This window comes from Pseudoduganella sp. GW821-FHT12E03 (assembly GCF_058807115.1).
In genome coordinates this window covers 184,775-207,300 of record NZ_JBXAQJ010000005.1, presented here as the reverse complement: position 1 = coordinate 207,300, position 22,526 = coordinate 184,775, and the positions used below count along the sequence as shown (strand labels likewise).

Genomic DNA, 22,526 nt, shown 5'->3' with positions numbered 1-22,526 from the left:
CGATTGGTCGGGACGGGAACCTGCCCGTCCATGGTCGATCAACTATAGCATCGAAGCCCAAGCCCGGTGTCGGAATTTACTGACGGCAAACCCTATGGGGCATATCCGGCTTGCAGCATGCTAGAAGCTTTTCAGCGCGCCTGCAAAATCCCGTTACGCAAAGCTGCCGGTGAACTGGTAGCGGTGTCCCGGGTGCCACATGGTGGCGATCGACGCGACCTGTCCGGCCGAGCGGGTTTGCCGCTTCAGCACCAGGCATGGTTGGCGGGTATCGATGGCCAGCATGTCGGCGATGTCGCGCGGCGGGCTCAGCGCTTCCACGCTATAGACAGCGCCGGCCAGCGGAGCGGCCGCCACCAGGTATTCATTTGGCGTGATGGCCGCGAAGTCCTGGCTCATGTAGTCGGGCGCGCAGGCTGGATTGACCCAGCGGTCTTCCACCTGGATCGGCACGCCGCTTTCGAAGTGCACGATCACGGAGTGAAATAAAATAGTTCCTGCCGACAACTCAAACTGTTTGGCCAGCAATTCGCCGGCTTTGGTTTGCTCCAACAATTGCAGGCTGCTGCGGTGGGCGTGACCACGGGCCCGGACTTCATCGGCAATGCTGCGGATTTCCAGCAGGGTGGCTTGGAATTTCTGTGCTGCAACAAAAGTGCCGGAACCCTGGCGCCGGGTCAAGATCTGTTCCGCCGTCAATTCGCGCACGGCGCGGTTGACGGTCATGCGCGATACGCCGAATTGCTTGACCAGCGCCTGCTCGGAAGGGATGACATCGCCTTCCTTCCACTGTCCGGCGGCGATCTGGGCCAGCAAATAATCCTTGATGCGCTGGAAGATGGGGGTATTGTCTGTTGCTGATTGTTCCAAAGCCTGGTCTCCGTGGCAGCGCCTGGGCCGGCGCGGGCAAGTGTCGATTTTAGCATTGCTGCGCCGCATCAATGCATGGTTATTGCATATGGCGGGAATTCAAAAGCAAGCGGCGGAGTGTGGTGGGGGCTGGAACTTTCTAACATGATGCATACTGTGAACCGAGGGAGTGCAACATGTTTGTCAATGACGAAGAGCGCTGGGCCGCCGTGCAGCAGCGCAGCAGCGACGCCGATGGCGCGTTTTATTACGCGGTGCGCACCACCGGCGTGTATTGCCGGCCATCGTGTCCGTCGCGCCACGCCAAGCGTGTCAATATCACATTCCATGCGTCGGCCGAGGCGGCGGAACAGGCGGGATTCCGTCCCTGCCTGCGCTGCAAGCCCGACTTGCCGCCGCTGGCCGAACGCCATGCGGCGCTGGTGGCGCAAATGTGCCGCCTGATCGAAGAAGCGGAAACCGAACCGGACCTGGCCAGCCTGGCCGAAGCGTCCGGCATCAGCCGGTTTCACTTTCACCGCATCTTCAAGGCGCAGACCGGGTTGACGCCGAAAGCCTATGCGGCCGGCGTGCGCCAGCGCCGCATGCAGGCACAGTTGGCCGATGGCAACAAGGTCACCGATGCGATCTATGCGGCGGGCTTCAATTCCAGCGGCCGCTTTTATGCCCAGTCGAACGGCGCGCTGGGCATGCAGCCCCGTGCCTACCGGGGCGGCGGCCAGGGCGAAACCATCCGCTTTGCGATCGCCCAGTGTTCATTGGGCGCGATCCTGGTGGCCAGCACCGATAAGGGCATTTGCGCGATTTTGATTGGCGACGATCCGGAATTGCTGGCGCGCGATTTGCAGGACCGTTTCCCCAACGCTGAGTTGGCCGGGGCGCAAGCCGATTACGAGCGCGTGGTGGCGGCCGTGGTCGGCATGGTGGAAGCGCCGGAAATCGGCCTGGATTTGCCGCTCGATGTGCGCGGCACCGCGTTCCAGCAGCGCGTATGGCAAGTGCTGCGCAACATCCCGGCGGGACGCACCGTCAGTTATACGGAGCTGGCGGCACTGGTGGGCGCACCGAATGGCGCCCGCGCCGTGGCCAGCGCCTGCGCCGCCAATGCGATTGCCATTGCGATCCCGTGCCACCGCGTGGTGCGCACCGATGGTTCACTGTCGGGTTACCGCTGGGGTGTGGAGCGCAAGCAGGTGTTGCTCGAGCGCGAGGGGGCCAAGTGAGCGTGGCGGGCATGGAGGCTACCAGCGTGCACTCATCCGTGTCGCCGGAGCGGAACGGCGCAAGCGCTGAGTTCCCCCCCTGGAGCGGCCTCGCGGACCGCTGCGCCGCACTGGACTGGGAAGCCATCGGCGCGGAACTGGATGCGTGGGGCGCTGCCGTCGTGCCGCGATTTTTCAGCCCGGAAGAGTGCGTGCGGCTGGCCGCGGCCTATGCGAAGCCGGAACTGTTCCGCAGCCGCGTGGTGATGGAGCGGCATGGCTTCGGCAAGGGCGAATACCAGTATTTCGCGTATCCGCTGCCGTCGCCGATCGCCCGGCTGCGCGCCGCGCTGTACGGGCCGCTGGCGTACGTCGCCAACCGCTGGCATGAGGCCATGGGCATTGATGTCCGCTTCCCCTTGGTGCACGCGGACTTCATCGAACGCTGCCATGGCGCAGGGCAGGTGAGGCCGACGCCCTTGCTGCTGCAATACCAGGCGGGCGACTATAACTGCCTGCACCAGGATTTATATGGCGAGCACGTGTTCCCGCTGCAGGCGGCCGTGCTGCTGTCCCAGCCAAGACGCGACTTCACCGGTGGCGAATTTGTGCTGACCGAACAGCGCCCGCGCATGCAATCGCGGGCCGAAGTGGTGCCGCTGGAACAGGGCAGTCTGGTGATATTCCCGGTCCACCACCGTCCGGTGAACGGCACGCGCGGCGTCTACCGCGTCAATATGCGGCATGGCGTGTCGCGCCTGCGTAGTGGCGTCCGCCACACACTGGGTCTCATCTTGCATGATGCGCGGTAGCTTGTTGTTTTACGGAAACGACGCACGTAAATTGTGTCGCAAATATCACAATTTCAGGATTTTCGACGAGGGCTGTTGTTAGACTGGACTCATTGGATTGTTATCAGAGGGAGTACCGATGAGACGTCTGTATAAGCCGCTTGCACCGGCTGTGTTGTTAGCCGCCCTGGCGGCGCCGGCCCGTGCCGAGTTGGTCATCATAGTCCACCCGCAAAATCCCGCGACCCGCATGTTCCCTTCCCAGGCGGCCCAATTCTTCCTGGGTGGCTCGGTGCAGTTTTCGCCGGTGGAGCAGCCGGAAAGCTCCCCCATCCGTGCCGAGTTTTACAAGAAAGTCCTGGAGAAAACGCCGTCCCAGGTGGAGGCGATCTGGTCCAAGTTATTGTTCACGGGGAAGATCAAAGCGCCCAAGGAATGCAAATCCAGCGCCGAGGTAAAGAAGGTCGTCAGCGAAAACGTCAATGCCATCGGGTACATCGAGAAGGCGGCGGTCGATGACACCGTCAAGGTGATCGCCACCATCCCTTGATCCTTTACCCGCAGAATGGAGACACCGATGAAAAAACACTTATGGGCCCTGGCGGCCATGCTTGCTGCCGGCAGTGCCGGCGCCATCGACCTGGGCGGCGACGGCAGCCTGCGTCTGACCGGCTTTTACAGCCTCACGGCGGCCAAAGTAATGAGTGGTTCGGCGCAAGGGAGCAGCGCGCCATGGCAATACCAGGAATGGAAATGCCCGTGCTCGATGCAGGCCTGGGAATATGCGGCCGTGTATGAGAAAGGCGAGGGCTGGCAGTTCGACCAGGAATCGCTGCTGGGGGTGCAGGTCAGAAAGGAATTCAGCCCAACCTTGTCCGCCACCGCGCAAATCGTGATGCGCGCCCGCAATCCCAACCATCATTCGACGCCAACGGTGGACTGGGCCTATGCGACCTGGCAGCCGCACGCTGACTCCGCATGGACGTTCCAGGCCGGCAAATTCCGCATCCCGCTGTACTACTACAGCGATTACCTGTACATCGGCTATGCCTATCCATGGGTGCGTCCGGCGCCGGACGTGTATGGCTGGCCCATCTACGCTTACCTGGGCGCCAACGCCAGCTACCGCACCCAACTGGGCGACTCCGGCTGGGCCGCCACAGTGCATGGCTGGGCCGGAGGCTATGAGCAAAAAAATGATGCGTACGACACGCTGATTTACTACACCACGCCCACGCACGAGAAATGGAAGCACATCACGGGCCTGTCGGTGTCGGCCAACAACGGTATTTTCGACGTGCGCGGCATGTTCATGACCTACCAGGACACGCTGTGGCAGGATGGCGCGACAGGGCCGGTCACGTTAATCGACCGTCAGCGTACCCGCATCATGGGGATCTCAGCCAACATGGATTACAAGGATTGGCTGGTGCGTACCGAGGTGGACCGCTATGAACAGGTCGACCGGGGCAAGGGTCTGAACGGCATTTACAAATATGCGCTGTTTGGCGTGGGCTACCAGATTGGGGAATTCACGCCGATGCTGACCTACTCCCGTTACACCACCGTGGCCGCGCCAATCGAGGCACGCAGTACCCGGTATGCGACGCTGCGCTGGGACTTCCGTAAAAACATGGCGTTCAAGGCGCAGTACGACATCAGCAAGGACAAGTCGCACTACAGCTACCCGTTCTTCGGTGACTCCAAGCTGCTGTCGCTGTCGCTGCAGGGAACGTTTTGAAGATACAGGGCGGGGAATTTCGCTACACTCCAGGTTTGCTTTCGAATCCGACCCGGAGACTTCATGCGATTGACCCGACTTGCCCTGGCCATGGCCGCCGCAGCGATCCTGCCGACCCATGCCGCCACCATCATCGATAACGCCAACGGCTATACGCTCAACAGCGCCGGCAAACTGGTGCGCTTTACCTCCCTGGCTTATGACGATGCCGGCCGCATCCTCGCGGTCGGCAATGCCAAGACTGTCGCGGCCAGGGCGCCCGGCGCACAGCGCATCGATATGCAGGGCAAGACCGTCTTGCCGGGATTGATCGATGCCCACGGCCACGTGTTTGGACTGGGCGAGATTTCCACGGCGGTGCTGTTGTATGGCAAGCCATCGCTGGACGCGGCGCTGAAAGCCGTGGCCGACTTCAGCACAACCAATCCGCAGCGCGCCTGGGTGCTGGGCAATGGCTGGAACCAGGAAATCTGGAAACTGGGCCGCTTCCCGACCGCGCAAGAACTCGACAGTGTTGTGGCGGACCGTCCGGCGGTGATGACGCGGGTCGACGGCCATGCCGTGTGGGCCAACACCCGGGCGCTGCAATTGGCCGGTATCACGAAAGACACCAAGGACCCGGCCGGCGGCAAGATCGAGCGCGACGCGCAGGGTCACGCCACCGGCATCCTGGTCGATGCGGCGATGGACATCGTGCGCGCCGCGATTCCAAAACCGACCGAGGCGGAGGCGCGCACGTCGCTCGATGGCGCGCTGGCGGCGCTGGCGAAAGTGGGCTTGACCAGCGTGCATGACGCCGGCATCGGCGTGCTTGAGGACCGCTTGCTGCGCAGCTATGCCGACAGTGGCAAGCTCACCACGCGCGTGTACGCGATGATCGGCGACACCACGGCGGACTTCGACCAGTTGGCGCGGCAAGGGCCGCTGACATCGTACGCCAATGATTTATATGCGCTGGCCGCCGTGAAACTGTATTCGGACGGCGCGCTGGGCAGCCGTGGCGCCGCGCTGATCGCCCCCTACAGCGACGCGCCGCACACGCACGGCCTGCTGTTCTACAACGATGCGGACATGCGCGCCAAGATGGAAAAAGCGCTGAAGGCGGGCTACCAGGTCAACGTGCACGCGATTGGCGACGCCGGCAACCGGCAAATCCTCGACGGTTATGCGGCACTGTTGAAGCAATATCCGCAAGCAGCGGGCGCGCGGCACCGCATCGAACATGCGCAAGTGGTGGCGTTGGCGGATATTCCCCGCTTCAAGGCGTTGAACATCATCCCGTCGATGCAGCCGACTCACGCGACGTCGGACCAGAACATGGCCGAACAGCGCGTCGGCCCGCAGCGCATCAAGGGCGCGTATGCCTGGCATACCTTCCTGAAACAGGGCTCGAAAATCGCCTGCGGCTCGGACTTCCCGATCGAGGCGCCGAACCCGTTCGAAGGCTTGCATGCGGCGGTGACGCGGCAGGACAACGCCGGCGTGCCGATGGGCGGCTGGTATAAAAACCAGGCCATGACCCTGCTGCAGGCATTCCGCTGCTTCACGCTCGATGCGGCCTATGCGGCGCACCAGGAAAAAGTCATCGGGTCGCTGGAGGCGGGCAAGTGGGCCGACTTTATCGTGACCGACACCGATCTGTTCAAGGCACCGGTCACGGACATCGGCAAGATCCAGGTCTTGCAGACGTGGGTCGCGGGCCGGCAGGTCTATGGCAAACCTTAACCGGCGCTGAACGGTCAGCTGTCACCGGGCCGCCGCTGCAGCGCGGAGTGGCGGCGCGCATAGCCGAAGTACACGGCCAAGCCCAGCAACAGCCAGACGCCGAAGGCGATCCAGGTGGTGCGGCTCAGGAATGTCATCAAGGCCATGCAAAAAACGATCGCCAGCAGCGGCACCAGCGGCACGCCGGGGCAGCGGAATCCGCGCGGCAAGTCCGGGCGGCGCCGGCGCAGCACCAGCACGGCGGCCGACACCAGGCAAAATGCCGCCAGCGTGCCGATATTGATCAGCTCCGCCAACACACCCAGTGGAATCAGCGCGGCGACCAGGCCGAACACCAGTCCCACCACCCAGGTCGCGAAGAACGGCGTGCCGTAGCGTGCATGCAGCGCCGACAGGCGGGCCGGCAGCAAGCCGTCGCGCGACATGGCGAAAATCACGCGGGTCTGGCCATACGTCATCACCAGGATCACGGTGGTCATGCCGACGATGGCCCCCAGGTCGACGAAGCCGGCCACCCAGTTTTCGCGCGCGTACTGCAAGGCCAGCGACACCGGGTGGTCGACGCCGGTGAATTGCCGGAACGGCACAATGCCGGTCATCACCGCCGACACCACCACGTACAGCACGGTGCAGACCGCGAGCGAACCGATGATACCGATCGGCAGGTCGCGCTCGGGCCGCCGCACTTCTTCCGCCGCCGACGTCACCGCGTCGAAGCCGATGAAGGCAAAGAACACCAGTGCCGCCGCCCCCATGGTGCCCTGCATGCCAAAGGGCATGAAAGGTTGCCAGTTGGCCGGCTGCACATGGCGCGCGCCGACAACGATGAACAGCAGTACCACGCCGATCTTGATCGCCACCATGATGCTGTTGAGGCGCGCCGATTCGCGCACGCCCCACGACAGCATGGCCGTCAACAGCAGCATGATCACCAGCGCGGGCAGGTTGAGCCAGGTCTGTACGCCAGGCACGGCGCCCGGCGCGGCCGTCAGTTCGAGTGGCAGGCGGATGCCGAAACCGGCGGTGAGCGACTGGAAATAGCCGGACCAGCCAACCGACACCGCCGACGTCGCCAGTCCGTATTCGAGCAGCAAATCCCAGCCGATCATCCATGCCACCAGTTCTCCCATGGTGGCGTAACAATAGGTGTAAATCGAGCCGGCCACCGGGACCGTCGACGCGAATTCCGCGTAACACATGGCGGCGAAACCGCAGGCCAGCGCCGCGATCACGAACGACAGCGTCAGCGCCGGCCCGGCGGTCAGCGCGCCGGTGCCGGTCAGCACGAAGATGCCAGTGCCGACGATGGCGCCGATGCCCATCATGACCAGGTCGAGCGGCCCCAGTACTTTTTGCAAGCCACCGGTGGCGCGGCTTTGCGCCACCATGTGGTCCAGGTTTTTGGTGCGGAACAGGCTCATTGCATATCTCCATCCGGCTGGGGAGGGGCGGCCCGCGCGGGCCGTCCCGGTCATGCGGGCAGGCCGCGGGTGCGGCCTCCCGCCTCGTACATCCTGTCAGAACGCGGTGTCGTAGCGGACGTACATCGAGCGGCCGTTAATGCCGATGGGACAGGTTTCCCAGCAGTGCGTGAAGCCCAGTTGCGGGAAGGGCGCGGCTTTGGTCTTGTCCCATTCGGTTGGATACACGTTGAACAGGTTGTTCACGCCGAACGCCACGCTGCTCTTCTTGCTGAAGTTGTAGCGCAGCGAACTGTCGACCACCCAACGCGGTTCCCACGTCTGCACATAGGGATTGGTGAAGTAACCGGCCTTCACCGCGCCGAAGTAATTGGCGCGCGTATTGAGGTTCCAGGCGCCGGCGTTGAGGTCGGCGGCCAGCACGTGGTGCTGGCGTGGCTGGCCGTGTTCGATCAGCAGCACTTGCATGTCGTCGAACAACTGGTTACCGGCCAGCACCGGCGATTGCGAATGGCGCGACGTCACCTTGGTGCGGTTGAAGCCCAACTGGCCGGACAGCACCAGCTTTCCCAGCGGTACGTTGCTGCTGTGCTCGGCCACGATGTCCAGGCCGGTGGTACGGGTATCGACCGCGTTGGTGAAGAATTGCGCCTGGCCCACCGCCAGCGGCGTCAGAATCTTGCGGATCGGGCAATTGCTCAGCGTGGCGTTGCAGCCGGCCGCCGCTTCCGGCGTGATTTCGCTGGAAAACACGATGCGGTCCTTGATGTCGACCCGGTACAGGTCGGCCGTGACGGACATGTTTTTCGCCGGCCGTACCACCAGGCCCATGCTGCCGCTTTTCGAGGTTTCCTGCTTGAGCGGCGCAATGCCGAACGCGCGCGTGACGGCGCTGCCCTGGCGCGCGGTCAGCGTTTCCGTCAGGTTGCCGGCGCCGTCGAGGTTGGTGGACACCGAGCTGTAGAACTCTTGCTGCACGCTGGGCGCGCGGAAACCGGTCGAGAAGCTGCCGCGCAAGCCCAGTGTCGGGGCCGGGTCGTAGCGCAGCGACAGCTTGCCGGTGGTGGTGCTGCCAAAGTCCGAATAGCGCTCATGGCGCATGGCGGCCGCCACCATCAATTGCTGCGTCAGGTTATGTTCGACATCGGCATACAGCGCAATATTGTGGCGCCCGTCGTTCACCGCCGTGGCCGGGGTGTAGCCGGGGAAGCCCTGGGTGCCGGCGGCGGCGCGGCCGCCGTTCTGGTCCAGGATCACGATGGCCAGGTTGTTGCTGCGGCCATACTGGTACGACACCGGATCGCCGGCGTCGATGCGGTAATTGTCGGTGCGGTATTCGAAGCCGGTGGCGAAGGCGAATTTGGCGCCGCCCAGCGTCAGCGGGCCGCGCAGGTCGGCGTTGACGGTGGTCTGGTCGAACTTGAGCCGGCCGGTATGCGCCGACACCGGCGAGGCCGCGTAGATGCCGCCGCCCGGTTTCGGCTCGTACCAGTAGCTGATGTTGACGGTGTTCTTTTCGTTGTAATCGAACTGGCTGGCGCCATGGTTGAGCGACAGGTCGAATTTCCAGTCGTCGGCCAGGTCGCGCCGGTAACCGAGCGCGAACGAGCCATCCTGGATGTCGGTGACGATGTTGGGCAGGAAGCCGTCCGGATACAGCGCCGGGACGGTGCGCCCGTCGCCGGCCGAGCGGAAGAAGCCGAACGAATCGCCACGGCGCTTGGACAGGCCGCCGAACGCATACAGTTCGCTGTTCTGGTCGAGCGGCAGCGCCGCATTCCACCACAGGTAAGCGTCTTTGGTGTTGGAATCGCCGATGTGCTGGGTGACGCGGGGCGGGTTGACGCGCAGCGTGTCCAACCCGGCGCGGTTGGTCTCGCCGCGTTTGCGCGCCTCCAGCGACAGGTTGACGTAGCCGCCGTCGCCGATCGACCAGCCGCGATTGATGCTGCCCGAGATGACCCGGCCGTCGCCTTCCGAGGTCTGGCCGACTTCGCCGGAAAACTGGGTTTCGCCCGTCTGCGATTTCAACACGATATTGATGACGCCGGCGATCGCGTCCGAGCCGTACTGGGCGGCGGCGCCATCCCGCAGCACTTCGATATGGTGGATGGCCGACAGTGGAATCGCATTGATGTCGGTGCCGGCCGAACCCCGGCCGATGGTCTGCTGCACGTTGACCAGGGCTTGCTGGTGGCGCCGCTTGCCGTTCACCAGCACCAGCAACTGGTCCGGTCCGAGCGAGCGCAGCGTGGCCGGTCGGATACTGTCGGTGCCGTCGCTAATGAAGGTGGAGGAAAAATTGAACGAAGGGTCGAGTGTTTGCAACAGCTTGCCCAGTTCCAGCGGGCCGGCATTTTGCATGTCCTTGATATTGATGAGGCCGACCGGCGCCGCGGTGTCGAGCGCAGTCTTGGCGGTGGAACGGGATCCCACCAACACCACTTTGTTGGCGGGCGCTTCCTCGTCCGCCTGCTGGCCATACGCCGGGTTCAGCGCCAGCAGCAGGGCGCCGGCAATCAGGATCAAACGCAACTGGCCATGCTCACGGGCCCCGGAACTGCGGATCTTCATTGTTTTCATCTAGTGATCTCTCTGCATTGTGTTTCGGACTACTTTTCGTGGTTGGCGTCAGCCCCCCACACCTTGACAAGCTCAACAGCGAAAACAATGGTAATTTGCGACGGTCGCAAAATTATTCTTGTTTTTACCCGGTTTTCTATAGTTATCGAAAGGTTTATTTCGATTGATAGTGGTACGGAGGAATGGCATTCTTTTTATTCGTAAGGCAGGGGGATGTTGGATCAAATTTGATAGCGACCGGCGCGGGCTGGCCGCCACCCGGCAGCGGGGCGGAACAGCGGTTGACTAAAGTGGTTGACGAATTTGTATATACAACTTATCCTTGAATCATCCGCGGACTCCGCATGCCCGTACCAGCCGTCCGCCCCACCAGTTCACAAGGAGATGACATGAGCACTTCCCTCGCCAACGATCCGCGTTTCGACGCCACCCGCGACATCCGCGCCCCGCGCGGCCCTGAGCGCGTTTGCAAAACCTGGGGCGCGGAAGCGGCCTACCGCATGCTGCAGAACAACCTGGACAAGGAAGTGGCGGAAAATCCGCAACACCTGGTGGTGTATGGCGGCATCGGCCGCGCGGCGCGTAACTGGGCGTGCTATGACCAGATCCTGGCATCGTTGAAAGAGCTGGAAGCGGACCAGACCCTGCTGATCCAGTCGGGCAAGCCGGTTGGCGTGTTCCAGACCCACGAAGATGCGCCGCGCGTGCTGCTGGCGAACTCGAACCTGGTGCCGAAATGGGGCAACTGGGAACATTTCAATGAACTGGACCGCCAGGGCTTGTTCATGTACGGCCAGATGACGGCCGGTTCGTGGATTTATATCGGCACCCAGGGCATCGTGCAGGGCACCTATGAAACCTTCGCCGAAGCCGGCCGCCAGCACTTCGGCGGCGACATGGCGGGCCGCTGGATCTTGACGGCGGGCCTGGGCGGCATGGGCGGCGCCCAGCCGCTGGCCGCGACGTTCGCCGGCGCCGTGTCGCTGAACATCGAATGCCAGCAGACGTCCATCGACTTCCGCCTGCGCACCCGCTACCTGGACAAGCAGGCCGCCTCGATCGATGAGGCCCTGGAACTGGTGAAATACCATACCGAACGCAAGGAAGCGATTTCCATCGGCCTGCTCGGCAACGCCGCCGAGATCCTGCCGGAACTGGTGAAGCGCGCCAGGGCCGGTGGCCTGGTGCCGGACATGGTGACCGACCAGACGTCCGCGCACGACTTGATCAACGGCTACCTGCCGCGCGGCTGGAGCGTCGCGGACTGGAAAGCCGCGCAACAGGATCCGGAGCGCCACGAGCGCCTGAAAGCCGCCGCCGCCGATTCCTGCGCCGCGCACGTGCAAGCGATGCTGGAATTCCAGCAACTGGGCGCCAAGGTGGTCGACTATGGCAACAACATCCGCCAGGTGGCGTTTGACCAGGGCGTGGAAAACGCCTTCGACTTCCCGGGCTTCGTCCCGGCCTACATCCGCCCGCAATTCTGCGAAGGCCGTGGCCCGTTCCGCTGGGTGGCGCTGTCCGGCGACCCGGAAGACATTTATAAAACCGACGCGAAAATCAAGGAACTGTTCCCGCACCACGCCCACGTGCACCGCTGGCTGGACATGGCGCGCGACCGTATCGCCTTCCAGGGCTTGCCGGCGCGGATTTGCTGGCTGGGCCTGGGCGAGCGCCACATTGCTGGCCTGGCCTTCAATGAAATGGTGCGCAACGGCGAACTGAAAGCGCCGATCGTGATCGGCCGCGACCACCTGGACACCGGTTCCGTCGCCAGCCCGAACCGCGAAACCGAATCCATGAAAGACGGCACCGACGCCGTGTCCGACTGGCCACTGCTGAACGCCATGCTGAACACGGCCGGCGGCGCGACCTGGGTCTCGCTGCACCATGGCGGCGGCGTGGGCATGGGCTATTCCCAGCACTCCGGCGTGGTGATCGTGGCGGACGGCACCGATGCCGCCGCCAAGCGCCTGGCCCGCGTGCTGGTCAATGATTGCGGTTCGGGCGTGATGCGCCATGCGGATGCCGGTTACGAGTCCGCCATTGAATGCGCAAAACGTAATAAGCTGAACCTGCCGATGATTAAGTAAGGAATGACCATGACTGCTACCCACAACACCTCCAGCTGGACCCTGAACCCCGGCAAAATCACGTTGACCGAACTGCGCGCCGCCTGGGCCGCCCCTGGGCCGGTGGCGCTGGCGCCAGAAGCCTATGCCGCGATCCAGGCCTCGGCCGCCGTGGTGGAAGCTATTGTCGCCAAGGGCGATGCCGCCTACGGCATCAACACGGGCTTCGGCTTGCTGGCGAAAACCCGTATTCCGGATAACAAGCTGGAAGAATTGCAGCGCAACCTGATCCTGTCGCACTCGGTGGGCACCGGCGCGCTGATGTCGGACGCCGTGGTGCGCCTGATCATGCTGATGAAAGTCGGCAGCCTGGCGCGCGGTGTTTCCGGTGTACGTCCGCTGATCGTCGACACCCTGATTGCGCTGTACAACGCTGGCATCGTGCCGGCGATTCCTTCCAAAGGGTCGGTCGGCGCGTCCGGCGACCTGGCGCCGCTGTCGCACATGACCCTGGCCATGCTGGGCGTGGGCGAAGTGCGCGTGAACGGCGAACTGATGCAGGCCGCCGATGCGCTGAAAGCCGCCGGTATCGCACCGGTGGTGCTGGCCGCCAAGGAAGGCCTGGCGCTGATCAACGGCACCCAGGCTTCGACCGCGCTGGCGCTGCACGGCCTGTTCATGGCCGAGCGCCTGCTGGAAGCGGGCATGGTGACGGGCGCGCTGTCGCTGGACGCCGCCAAGGGTTCCGATTCCCCGTTCGACGCCCGCATTCACGAAGTGCGCGGCCAGCCGGGCCAGATCGCCGCCGCCGGCATCTATCGCCAACTGGTGGCCAACAGCGCGATCCGCGCCTCGCACCTGGTCGGCGACGAGCGCGTGCAAGACCCGTACTGCCTGCGCTGCCAGCCGCAAGTGATGGGCGCCTGCTGGGATTTGATTGCCAACGCGGGCCGCACCCTGCTGATCGAAGCCAACGCCGTGACCGACAACCCGCTGCTGTTTACCAACGATAACGGTGAAGCGGTCGTGCTGTCGGGCGGTAACTTCCATGCGGAACCGGTGGCGTTTGCCGCCGATACGCTGGCGCTGGCGATTGCGGAAATCGGCAGCATTTCCGAGCGCCGCGTGTCGCTACTGATCGACGCCACCCTGTCCGGCCTGCCGCCGTTCCTGGTGCGCGAACCGGGCTTGAATTCCGGCTTCATGATCGCCCACGTGACGGCCGCCGCACTGGCTTCGGAAAACAAGTCGATCGCCCATCCGGCCAGTGTCGACACCATCCCGACCTCGGCAAACCAGGAAGACCACGTCAGCATGGCCACCTTTGCGGCGCGCCGCCTGGAAGACATGGCGCAAAACACGGCCGCCATCGTTGCCATTGAATTGCTGGCGGCCGCGCAGGGCATCGATTTCCACCGCCCGCTGAAAACCTCGCCACAGCTGGAACACGTGCATGCGCAACTGCGCCAGCACGTGCCGTTCTACGATGCCGACCGCTTCTTCGCACCGGACATCGAGGCCGCCAAGCAGCTGGTGCTGAAGGGCGAGCTGAGCGCCACCTGCAAGACCCTGTTCGCATCGCTGCACCCGTAAGGAACGAGGTTGCCATGACCATGGATTTCCAGTTCTCGGAAGGGACACTGCCATTGCTGGTGTCCATGCCCCACGTGGGCACGGACATCCCGGACGATATCGCGGCCACGTTTGCACCGGCCGCCAGCGTCAAGACCGACACCGACTGGCATTTGGTGCGGTTGTATGATTTCCTTAAGGAAATGGGCGTGTCCGTGCTGTCCGCGCGCTGGTCGCGCTATGTGATCGACTTGAACCGTCCGCCGGAAAACACGAACCTGTATCCGGGCCAGGATACGACGGGCCTGTGCCCGGTCGACACGTTCGGGCGCGAACCGCTGTATCCGGCAGGCGGGACGCCGGATGAAGCGGAAGTGCAGCGCCGCCTGCGCCTGTACTGGCAACCGTACCATGCGCAACTGCGCGGCGAGCTCGATCGTTTGAAAGCCATCCACGGCACGGTCGCGCTGTGGGACGCCCATTCGATCGCCTCGCACGTGCCGCGTTTCTTTGACGGCAAGCTGCCGGACTTGAACTTCGGCAGCGCAGACGGCGCGTCGTGCGACATCGGCATGACGGACGCCATCGCCTCCGTGGCGCGCCGCCATGGCGGCTATTCGGTGGCCGTCAATGGCCGTTTCAAGGGCGGCCATATCACCCGCCATTACGGCAAACCGGCCGACCGCGTGCATGCGATCCAGCTGGAAATGTGCCAGTCCACTTACATGGATGAGCGCGCGCCTTACGCCTACCGCGAAGACCTGGCGGGCGAGGTGCAGCCGCTGTTGAAACAGTTGGTGCAGGCGTGCGCCGGCTGGGTGGCTGGAAAGGCGGCGCCATGAACGCGCTGTTTGCCAGCCACGCGCTGCTGCCGTCCGGCTGGGCGCGCGACGTGCTGCTGCAGTGGGACAGTACCGGCAACTTGCAGGCCGTGACGCCGGATGCCATCAAGCCGGCCGGCGTGGAAAGTGCCGAATATGTCTTGCCCGGCATGGTCAACCTCCATTCGCACGCGTTCCAGCGCGCGCTGTCCGGGCTGACGGAAATTGCGGGCGATAGCAAAGACAGTTTCTGGACCTGGCGCGACTTGATGTACCGCTTTGCCCGCAATATCACCCCGGACCAGATGGAAGCCATTGCCGCCCAGTTGTATGCGGAATGCCTGCGGTATGGATACACGTCGGTGTGCGAATTCCACTACGTGCACAGGGCGCCCGATGGCGCCCTGTATCCCCGCGTGGCGCAGACGGCGGAAAGCGTCATCGCCGCCGCGCGCCACACCGGCATCGGCATCACGATGTTGCCGGTGCTGTACAACTGGTCCGGTTTTGGCGAAGCGCCGTTGAGCCCGCAGCAAAACCGGTTCAAGACCGATGCCGCCGATATCCTCAATATCATCGGCGCGCTGGAACCGCTGCGCGGCGCGCAGGTGGAAGTGGGCGTCGCGCCGCATTCGCTGCGGGCCGCGTCGGTGGGGCAAATCCGCGAAGTGGTGGCGGCTTTACCACGTTCGCGCCCGATCCACATCCATATCGCGGAACAGCAGGGCGAAGTGCAGCAATCGCTCGCTTACAGTCAGCGCCGCCCGGTCGAATACCTGTATGATGAGCTGGAAGTCGATGCGCGCTGGTGCCTGGTGCATGCGACCCACCTGGTGGACGCGGAAGTGACGGCCATCGCGCGCAGCCGCGCGGTCGCCGGCATTTGCCCGACCACCGAAGCCAACCTGGGCGACGGCCTGTTCCCGCTGGAATCGTTCCTGGCGCAGGGCGGCGTGTTTGGCGTGGGCAGCGACAGTCACGTGTCGCAGAGCCCGGTGGAAGAATTGCGCTGGCTTGAATACGGCCAGCGGCTGCGCGAGCAACGCCGCAATATCGCCGTGTCGGGCGCCCAGCGCCACGTCGGCGAATTCCTGTGGCAGGGCGCGTTGCAGGGCGGGGCACAGGCGGCAGGGCGCGCCGTGGGCGCGCTGGCGGCGGGCAAGCGGGCCGACCTGATCGTGCTCGATGCGGACCACCCGAATTTGTACGGGCGCGCCGCGCACGAAGTGCTGGGCAGCCTGGTATTCAGCGGTAACGATAATCTGGTGAAAGACGTGATGGCCGGCGGCCAGTGGGTGGTGCGCGGCCAGCAGCACGTGGCGCAACAGGCCATCGCCGCGCGCTTCAGGCAGACCCTGGCCGAGCTGAGGGAGTACCGCTGATGAGCAAGCTGATCCAGTACGCAAGCCTGCATGCCACGCCGTGGAAAAACGGCGGCGGCAGCACCACCGAGATTGCCATTGCCCCGCAAGGCGCCACCTTTGCCGATTTCGACTGGCGCATCAGCCTGGCCACGATTTCCCAGAGCGGCCCGTTTTCCACTTTTGCCGGCATAGACCGCACCCTGACCCTGGTGTCCGGTCCCGGCGTCGTGCTGGACGTGGGCAACGAACGCCAGGTGGCGCTCAGCGAGCGCGAGCCGACCGTGGCTTTCCCGGGCGAGGCGCAGGTGGCGGCGACTGTCTCTTCGGGTTCGACCACCGACTTCAACGTGATGACGCGGCGCGCGGTTTGCCGCCACCAGCTGGAGCGCCGCGATGTGCGCGATTTCTCCACGCTGGAGCGGCGCAGCGACATCACCATCGTGTTCCTGGCGGAAGGCGAAAGCCTGTACCTGGAAAGCAGCAAGGAGCGCATCGCACTGGTGCGCTATGACGCGGTGATCCTGGACGACGAGGATGTCTGGACATTGGAGGCCGGGCAGGCCACGGTGTTCATTGTCGACATCATCGAAAACAATAATTAAGAGCGAGGCAGCATGGCAACGTGGGATTTGCTGGTGACGAACGTACACCTGGCAACGATGGTGGAGGGATATGGCGAACTGCGCGACGGCGCCATCGCGGTCAAGGATGGAAAGATTGCATGGCTGGGCAGCGCGGCCGACGCGGACCAGGCACAAGCCGCCCAGGTGCACGACGGCGCCGGCTGCTGGCTGACGCCGGGCCTGATCGATTGCCATACCCACATTGTCCATGCGGGCAACCGCAGCGATGAATTCGAAGCGCGCCTCAATGGCGCCACCTATGAAGACATCGCCCGCGCCGGCGGCGGCATCATGTCGACCGTGCGCGCCACCCGCCAGGCGTCCGACGACGCGTTGCTGGCGCAAAGCCTGCCCCGTGTGCGCGCGTTGCTGGCTGAAGGCGTCACCACCATTGAAATCAAATCCGGCTACGGCCTGACGCTGGAAGCGGAAGCAAAAATGTTGCGCGTGGCGCGCCGCATCGGCCGGGAGTTGCCGGTGAATGTGGCCACCACCTTCCTCGGGGCGCACGCGCTGCCACCGGAATTTGCCGGCCGCGCCGATGATTACGTGGCCGAAGTGTGCAACATGATCGCGCCGCTGGCGGAGCAGGGCCTGGCCGATGCGGTGGATGCGTTTTGCGAGCGCATCGGTTTTTCCCGCGCCCAGACGGAAAAAGTGTTCCAGGCGGCGGCCAGCCACGGCTTGCCCGTCAAGTTGCACGCGGAGCAATTGTCAGACCAGCAGGGCGCGCAACTGGTGGCGCAATACAAGGGCCTGTCGGCCGACCACCTGGAACATTTGACGCCGGATGGCATCGCCGCCATGGCGCAATCCGGCACCGTGGCGGTACTGCTGCCGGGCGCCTATTACTTCCTGCGCGATACCACGCCGCCACCGGTGGCGGCGTTGCGCGCGGCCGGGGTGCCGATGGCGGTCGCCACCGACAACAACCCGGGTACGTCGCCCATGACATCCTTGCTGCTGGCGCTGAACATGGTGTGCACCTTGTGGCGCCTGACGCCGCTCGAAGCACTGGCCGGCGCCACGGTGCATGCGGCGAAAGCCCTGGGCCGCGAGGCCGAAATCGGCACCCTGGAAGTGGGCAAGCGCGCCGATTTCGCGCTGTGGAACATCGCGCGTCCGGCGGACTTGTCGTATGCCTTTGGCTTCAACCCGTGCCAGGGCGTGGTGTTTGGCGGGCGCCTGATATAAGCGCCTGGTATTAATAAGCTGGCAAATAAGATAACAAATTAGAGGGCCAATTCCGCCGCAGCGCCCGTGCGATCGTGTACAGTATGAAGATCCCTGTACCACCGCACCCGCGTCAGAATCGTCATGCGTCAGCCAGTCCTGAAAGCCGTCAGTGCCGCCCTCCTGTTAGCCCTGAGCGTCCAAGCTGCGGGGCAGAGTACGCCGGTCCCCCCTGTACCGACACCGCCGACACCGCCGGTTCCCGTGCCGCCCAATCCTGGGCCGGACGGACCGGCCGCGCCGCAGCCGGTCACGCCGTCGGCGCCGTCAGCCGCCACCATCGCCGCCGCTGCCGCCGCTGCCGCCGCGGCAGCCGCCGCGGCCCGCGCCACCGATCCGACCGCCGCCAAACCCTTTGCCGATGTGATCAAAGGCGCCCAGCACCTGGCGGGCTTTTTCCACCTGTACCAGAAAGACGAAAAAGTCTGGCTGGAGCTGCGCCCGGAACATTTCGACAAGCCCTTCTTCATGAGCGTCAACACCACCAAGGGGGTGGGGGAGCGGGGTATCTACGGCAGCCAGATGGGCCGCAGCGAAGTGGTGGTGTTGCGCAAGCTGGGCAACCTGGTGCAACTGATCGCGCTGAACACGGATTTCCGCGCCAAGCCCGGTACCGCCTTGGGCACGGCCGTGTCGCAGGGCTTTTCCGACAGCTTGTTGGCCGTGGCGCCGGTGGCAAGCGCGGCGCACCCGCAATCCAAAGGCATCCTGGTGGAAGCCAATGCGCTGCTGTTCGGCGACATCCCCGCCTATTCCACCCAGCTGGAAGCGGCGTTCCGCATGCAATACGCGATGGATGCGCGCAACAGCAGTTTTACCAGCATCCGCAGCGATGCCGGCATGACCGGCCTGGCCATCAATGCGCATTACTTCGTGCCGCGCGTGCCGGCCGCGCCGCCGGTGTACCTGCCGACGTATGTGCCGCCGCCGTATTCGGTGCCCGACCCGCGCAGCCTGTTCCTGGGCCTGTACTACAGTTTCATGCCGCTGCCGGAAACCGCCATGCATGGCCGCCAGGCGGATGACCGGCTCGGGCACTTCGTCACGACCACCTACGATTACACCGATGACGTCAAACCATCGCTGTACACCCACGTGGTGAACCGCTGGCGGCTGGAAAAAGCCGACCCGTCGCAGGCGCTGTCGGAACCGAAACAGCCCATCACGTACTGGCTGGACCGCAACATCCCGGAAAAATACCGCGAGTCGGTCCGGCAAGGTGTGCTGGCGTGGAACGATGCGTTTGAGCGCATCGGTTTCAAGAATGCCATCGTGGTGAGGCAGCAGGGACCGAACGATACGTTTGACACCATGGATGCGCGCCATGCGTCCGTGCGCTGGTATGTCGGCGCCGATGCCGGGATGGCGATCGGCCCGCGCCAGGTGGACCCGCGCAGCGGCGAAATCCTCGATGCGGACATCGCCATGTCCGACGTGTTTGCCCGCAATGCGCGGCGCCAGGCCAGCGAAGACATGCGCTGGACGCAGGCACTGTCAGCTTACGGCGCGACGGCCGGCATGCCGCCGCTGCTGGCCGAGGCGCCGCGGCCATCGCCGCCGCGCGAAGCGCACTGCGAATATGGCCACGAATCCGCACAGGAAATGGGGTTTGCGCTGGACTTGATGGAGGCGCGCGGCGAGTTCGATATGGACAGCCCGAAGGCGGAAGAACTGGCGCAGGCGTATGTGAAGTCCGTCATCATGCATGAAGTGGGACATACGCTGGGTTTGCGCCACAACTTCCGCTCCTCGACCATTTACAGCCTGTTCCAGCTGCGCGACAAGGCTTTTACGGACAAGCATGGCATCAGCGGTTCGGTCATGGATTACACGCCGTTCAACCTGGCCATCAAAGGCGAGCAGCAGGGCGCCTATGTGATGGACCGGCTCGGACCCTACGATTATTGGGCGATCGAGTACGCGTACAAGCCGATTTCGCTGGAACAGGAAAAAGACGAACTGGCGCGCATAGCCAGCCGCTCGAATGAGCCGCTGCTGGCGTTCGCCACCGACAATGAAGCCTACAACGGCATGTCCGACCCGGAAGTGAACTTGTTCGACCTCGGCAGCGATCCGATGGCGTATGCGCAAAAGCGGCTGACGATTTCCCGTGAATTGTGGGACCGGGTCCAGGCGCGCCAGTTGAAACCAGGCGAAAGCTATGAATCGCTGCGCCGCAGCTTTGTCTTCGGCATCGACCAGTTTGCGCGCTCGGTGCCGGTGATGGTCAAGTATGTGGGCGGTGTCGTGCACGTGCGCGACCACGCCGGTTCGGGGCGCACGCCGTTCCAGCCGGTGCCGGCGATGCGCCAGCGCGAAGCGCTGTCCTTGCTGACCAATCACCTGTTCAAGGCCGACAGCTTCAAGTTCTCGCCATCGCTGCTGAGCCGCCTGTCGGGCAACCAGATGATGTTCAGCTACCGGACCGACATCTCCATCAATTCCGTGGTGCTGTACCTGCAAACCATCGTACTGGACCAGTTGCTGTCCGATGCGGTGGCGGGGCGCTTGCGCGACTCGCAGGAAAAACTCGACAACCCCAAGCTGGCGCTGTCGCTCGATGAGCTGTACACCACCGTGCAATCGGCGGTGTGGAGCGAGCTGAAAGCAGGCAAGGAAATCCCCGGCATGCGCCGCGATTTGCAGCGCGAACATTTGAAGCGCGTGACGGCCGCGCTGGTGCGCACGTCGCCCGCCATGCGCGCCGACGGCCGCAGCCTGCAGCGCTTGCACGCGCAGGAATTGCAGCGCGATATCCAGCGCGCGATGGGCAATGGCGCGTTGTCGCCGGAAGCGAAAGCGCACCTGGCGGAAAGCTATGAAACGTTGAGCCAGGCCTTGAAGGCGCCGATGCTGCGCACGGGTCTCTGACTTGCCGCGCGGTGCCGCTCCCTGGCTGGCGCTGCTGGTTTGGCTGGCTTGGCTGGCATTCAGCGGCGTCACGCCGGGCGCCAGGGCGGCGCCGGTGGCAATGGCTGCCATGGCTGCCGGCACGCCCGCCGGCACGCTGCGCATCGGTTCCAAACGCTTCACGGAGTCGTACATCCTTGGCGAGCTGCTGGCGCAAACCGCCGCGCCCCACGTCCGCACGCAACACCGGCAAGGCCTTGGCAACACGGCCATTGTCCTGGCCGCGCTGAAGGCGGGCGAGATCGACGTCTATCCCGAATACACCGGCACCATTGCGCTGGAAATCCTCAAGCACACGCAAGTACCGGAACTGGCGCAAATGCGCCATGAACTGGCGGTGCTGGGACTTGGCCTCGATGTGCCGCTGGGATTTAATAATACGTACGCACTCGCGGTGCGGGGTGACACGGCCGGCGTGCGCACGGTGGGCGACCTGGCCGGGAAGGGCGGCTACCGCTTCGGCCTGTCCCACGAATTCATCGGCCGCGCCGATGGCTGGCCGGGACTGGCGCGGCGCTATGGCCTGGCACAGCCGCCGCGCGGCCTCGATCACGGCGTTGCCTATGAAGCGCTGCAACAGCGCCAGGTCGACGTCATCGATATTTATTCGACGGATGCGAAAATCCGGCAATACGGCTTGCGCGTGCTGGAAGATGACCGGGGCTACTTTCCCCGCTATGACGCCGTGCTGCTGTACCGCCTCGATGCGGCGCAGCGCTTCCCCGCCGCGTGGCAAGCGCTGCGCCAGTTGCAGGGACGGATTCCGGCCGGCGACATGATCGCCATGAATGCGGCGGCGGAAATCGATGGCAAGGACTTCGCCACGATTGCACGCGGCTGGCTGGCGGCGCATCCGGCAGGGCAGGGCGGCGCCGAAGCACCGGCCGCGTTGCAGCTTGCCGCGCCAGGCAGTGTGGCAGCGGCAATGCCGGCGCGCTCCGGCGGCGCGGAGGGCGACACCCCGCGTTCCGCCTTGCTGGCCCGCCTGTTCGCCGACGACTTCTGGCCGCTGACCCGTCAGCACGTCACGCTGGTGGTACTGTCCGTGGCGCTGGCGTGCCTGGCGGGCATCCCATTGGGCGTGCTGGCGGCGTACCAGCCTACGGTGCGCCAGCCGGTCATGGCGCTGGCGGGCGTGCTGCAAACCATTCCGTCGCTGGCGCTGCTGGCCATGCTGATTCCCCTGATGGGCGCGATCGGTACCGCGCCCGCGCTGGCGGCGCTGGTGGTGTATGGGCTGCTGCCGATCGTGCGCAATACCTGCACTGGACTGGAGCAGGTGCCGGAAGGCTTGAAACTGGCGGCGCAGGCGCTGGGCCTGCGGGGCTGGCAGCGGCTGGTCCACGTGGAATTGCCGCTGGCGATGCCGGTGCTGCTGGCCGGGGTGAAAACCGCGGCCGTGATGAGCGTCGGCACCGCCACCATCGCGGCATTGATCGGCGCCGGCGGTTATGGCGAACGCATTACCACCGGACTGGCGCTCAATGACCACACCATGCTGCTGGCCGGCGCCTTGCCCGCCGCCGTGCTGGCGCTGCTGGTGCAGGGCGCGTTTGAAGGGCTGGAACGGCTGTCCCGGCGCCGGCGCTAAGCGCCAT

The 22,526-nt window shown here is 64.4% G+C and carries 16 protein-coding genes; 13 read left to right on the top strand and 3 right to left on the bottom strand.

Going from position 1 to position 22,526, the window contains the following annotated elements; translation table 11 throughout:
- Positions 1-153: 153 nt before the first annotated feature.
- Entirely contained in the window at positions 154-870 is a 717-nt protein-coding gene (gene hutC, locus AC1RRC_RS14440; RefSeq protein ID WP_493056179.1) for a histidine utilization transcriptional repressor HutC, read from the bottom strand.
- Positions 871-1,046: 176 nt separating this feature from the next.
- Between hutC and ada the strand changes: the two genes are divergently transcribed.
- From ada to AC1RRC_RS14415, 5 genes are all read left to right on the top strand, one after another.
- Entirely contained in the window at positions 1,047-2,093 is a 1,047-nt protein-coding gene (gene ada, locus AC1RRC_RS14435) for a bifunctional DNA-binding transcriptional regulator/O6-methylguanine-DNA methyltransferase Ada (RefSeq protein ID WP_493056178.1), read from the top strand.
- Between the two features lie 11 nt (positions 2,094-2,104).
- Positions 2,105-2,884 (top strand): 2OG-Fe(II) oxygenase, encoded by a 780-nt coding sequence (locus AC1RRC_RS14430; RefSeq protein WP_493056177.1) that lies wholly within the window; start codon positions 2,105-2,107, stop codon positions 2,882-2,884.
- Positions 2,885-3,002: 118 nt separating this feature from the next.
- Positions 3,003-3,413, top strand: a complete 411-nt coding sequence (locus AC1RRC_RS14425) for a type 2 periplasmic-binding domain-containing protein (RefSeq protein ID WP_493056176.1) — start codon at positions 3,003-3,005, stop codon at positions 3,411-3,413.
- Positions 3,414-3,440: 27 nt separating this feature from the next.
- Positions 3,441-4,604, top strand: coding sequence for a hypothetical protein (locus AC1RRC_RS14420; protein ID WP_493056175.1), 1,164 nt, complete (start codon positions 3,441-3,443; stop codon positions 4,602-4,604).
- A 63-nt stretch (positions 4,605-4,667) separates the two neighbouring features.
- Positions 4,668-6,329: an amidohydrolase gene (locus tag AC1RRC_RS14415; RefSeq protein WP_493056174.1), complete on the top strand. Its 1,662-nt coding sequence runs from the start codon at positions 4,668-4,670 to the stop codon at positions 6,327-6,329.
- A gap of 14 nt (positions 6,330-6,343) precedes the next feature.
- On the opposite strand, the gene bcaP is transcribed toward AC1RRC_RS14415, so the two are convergent.
- Complete coding sequence (bcaP, locus tag AC1RRC_RS14410; RefSeq protein WP_493056173.1) at positions 6,344-7,750, bottom strand: branched-chain amino acid transporter BcaP; 1,407 nt, start codon at positions 7,748-7,750, stop codon at positions 6,344-6,346.
- 96 nt (positions 7,751-7,846) lie between these two features.
- A complete protein-coding gene (locus AC1RRC_RS14405) occupies positions 7,847-10,333 on the bottom strand; it encodes a TonB-dependent receptor plug domain-containing protein (RefSeq protein WP_493056172.1) in 2,487 nt (828 codons plus the stop codon).
- Positions 10,334-10,722: 389 nt separating this feature from the next.
- Here AC1RRC_RS14405 and hutU point away from each other — a divergent pair, with 389 nt between their 5' ends.
- The 8 genes from hutU (at position 10,723) to AC1RRC_RS14365 (ending at position 22,519) form a co-directional block, all read left to right on the top strand.
- Positions 10,723-12,426 (top strand): urocanate hydratase, encoded by a 1,704-nt coding sequence (gene hutU / locus AC1RRC_RS14400; RefSeq protein WP_493056171.1) that lies wholly within the window; start codon positions 10,723-10,725, stop codon positions 12,424-12,426.
- A 9-nt stretch (positions 12,427-12,435) separates the two neighbouring features.
- Positions 12,436-13,998: a histidine ammonia-lyase gene (gene hutH, locus AC1RRC_RS14395; protein ID WP_493056170.1), complete on the top strand. Its 1,563-nt coding sequence runs from the start codon at positions 12,436-12,438 to the stop codon at positions 13,996-13,998.
- 20 nt (positions 13,999-14,018) lie between these two features.
- Complete coding sequence (gene hutG / locus AC1RRC_RS14390; RefSeq protein ID WP_493056511.1) at positions 14,019-14,819, top strand: N-formylglutamate deformylase; 801 nt, start codon at positions 14,019-14,021, stop codon at positions 14,817-14,819.
- The gene (locus AC1RRC_RS14385; RefSeq protein ID WP_493056169.1) at positions 14,816-16,180 is read left to right on the top strand and encodes a formimidoylglutamate deiminase; all 1,365 of its coding nucleotides are present in this window, start codon (positions 14,816-14,818) and stop codon (positions 16,178-16,180) included. The genes hutG and AC1RRC_RS14385 overlap by 4 nt, the downstream gene beginning before the upstream one ends.
- Complete coding sequence (locus tag AC1RRC_RS14380) at positions 16,180-16,764, top strand: HutD/Ves family protein (protein WP_493056168.1); 585 nt, start codon at positions 16,180-16,182, stop codon at positions 16,762-16,764. The genes AC1RRC_RS14385 and AC1RRC_RS14380 overlap by 1 nt, the downstream gene beginning before the upstream one ends.
- 12 nt (positions 16,765-16,776) lie before the next feature.
- A complete protein-coding gene (gene hutI / locus AC1RRC_RS14375; RefSeq protein ID WP_493056167.1) occupies positions 16,777-17,979 on the top strand; it encodes an imidazolonepropionase in 1,203 nt (400 codons plus the stop codon).
- 243 nt (positions 17,980-18,222) lie between these two features.
- Entirely contained in the window at positions 18,223-20,889 is a 2,667-nt protein-coding gene (locus tag AC1RRC_RS14370; protein ID WP_493056166.1) for a zinc-dependent metalloprotease, read from the top strand.
- A gap of 100 nt (positions 20,890-20,989) precedes the next feature.
- Positions 20,990-22,519 carry a glycine betaine ABC transporter substrate-binding protein gene (locus tag AC1RRC_RS14365; RefSeq protein WP_493056510.1) on the top strand — a complete coding sequence of 510 codons (1,530 nt, stop codon included), beginning with the start codon at positions 20,990-20,992 and terminating at the stop codon, positions 22,517-22,519.
- Positions 22,520-22,526 lie beyond the last annotated feature (7 nt).

Coding starts and splice junctions, on each gene's coding strand:
- ada (WP_493056178.1), top strand. CDS start 1,047: ATGTTTGTCAATGACGAAGAGCGCTGGGCCGCCGTGCAGCAGCGCAGC.
- AC1RRC_RS14430 (WP_493056177.1), top strand. CDS start 2,105: ATGGAGGCTACCAGCGTGCACTCATCCGTGTCGCCGGAGCGGAACGGC.
- AC1RRC_RS14425 (WP_493056176.1), top strand. CDS start 3,003: ATGAGACGTCTGTATAAGCCGCTTGCACCGGCTGTGTTGTTAGCCGCC.
- AC1RRC_RS14420 (WP_493056175.1), top strand. CDS start 3,441: ATGAAAAAACACTTATGGGCCCTGGCGGCCATGCTTGCTGCCGGCAGT.
- AC1RRC_RS14415 (WP_493056174.1), top strand. CDS start 4,668: ATGCGATTGACCCGACTTGCCCTGGCCATGGCCGCCGCAGCGATCCTG.
- bcaP (WP_493056173.1), bottom strand. CDS start 7,750: ATGAGCCTGTTCCGCACCAAAAACCTGGACCACATGGTGGCGCAAAGC.
- AC1RRC_RS14405 (WP_493056172.1), bottom strand. CDS start 10,333: ATGAAAACAATGAAGATCCGCAGTTCCGGGGCCCGTGAGCATGGCCAG.
- hutU (WP_493056171.1), top strand. CDS start 10,723: ATGAGCACTTCCCTCGCCAACGATCCGCGTTTCGACGCCACCCGCGAC.
- hutH (WP_493056170.1), top strand. CDS start 12,436: ATGACTGCTACCCACAACACCTCCAGCTGGACCCTGAACCCCGGCAAA.
- hutG (WP_493056511.1), top strand. CDS start 14,019: ATGGATTTCCAGTTCTCGGAAGGGACACTGCCATTGCTGGTGTCCATG.
- AC1RRC_RS14385 (WP_493056169.1), top strand. CDS start 14,816: ATGAACGCGCTGTTTGCCAGCCACGCGCTGCTGCCGTCCGGCTGGGCG.
- AC1RRC_RS14380 (WP_493056168.1), top strand. CDS start 16,180: ATGAGCAAGCTGATCCAGTACGCAAGCCTGCATGCCACGCCGTGGAAA.
- hutI (WP_493056167.1), top strand. CDS start 16,777: ATGGCAACGTGGGATTTGCTGGTGACGAACGTACACCTGGCAACGATG.
- AC1RRC_RS14365 (WP_493056510.1), top strand. CDS start 20,990: ATGGCTGCCATGGCTGCCGGCACGCCCGCCGGCACGCTGCGCATCGGT.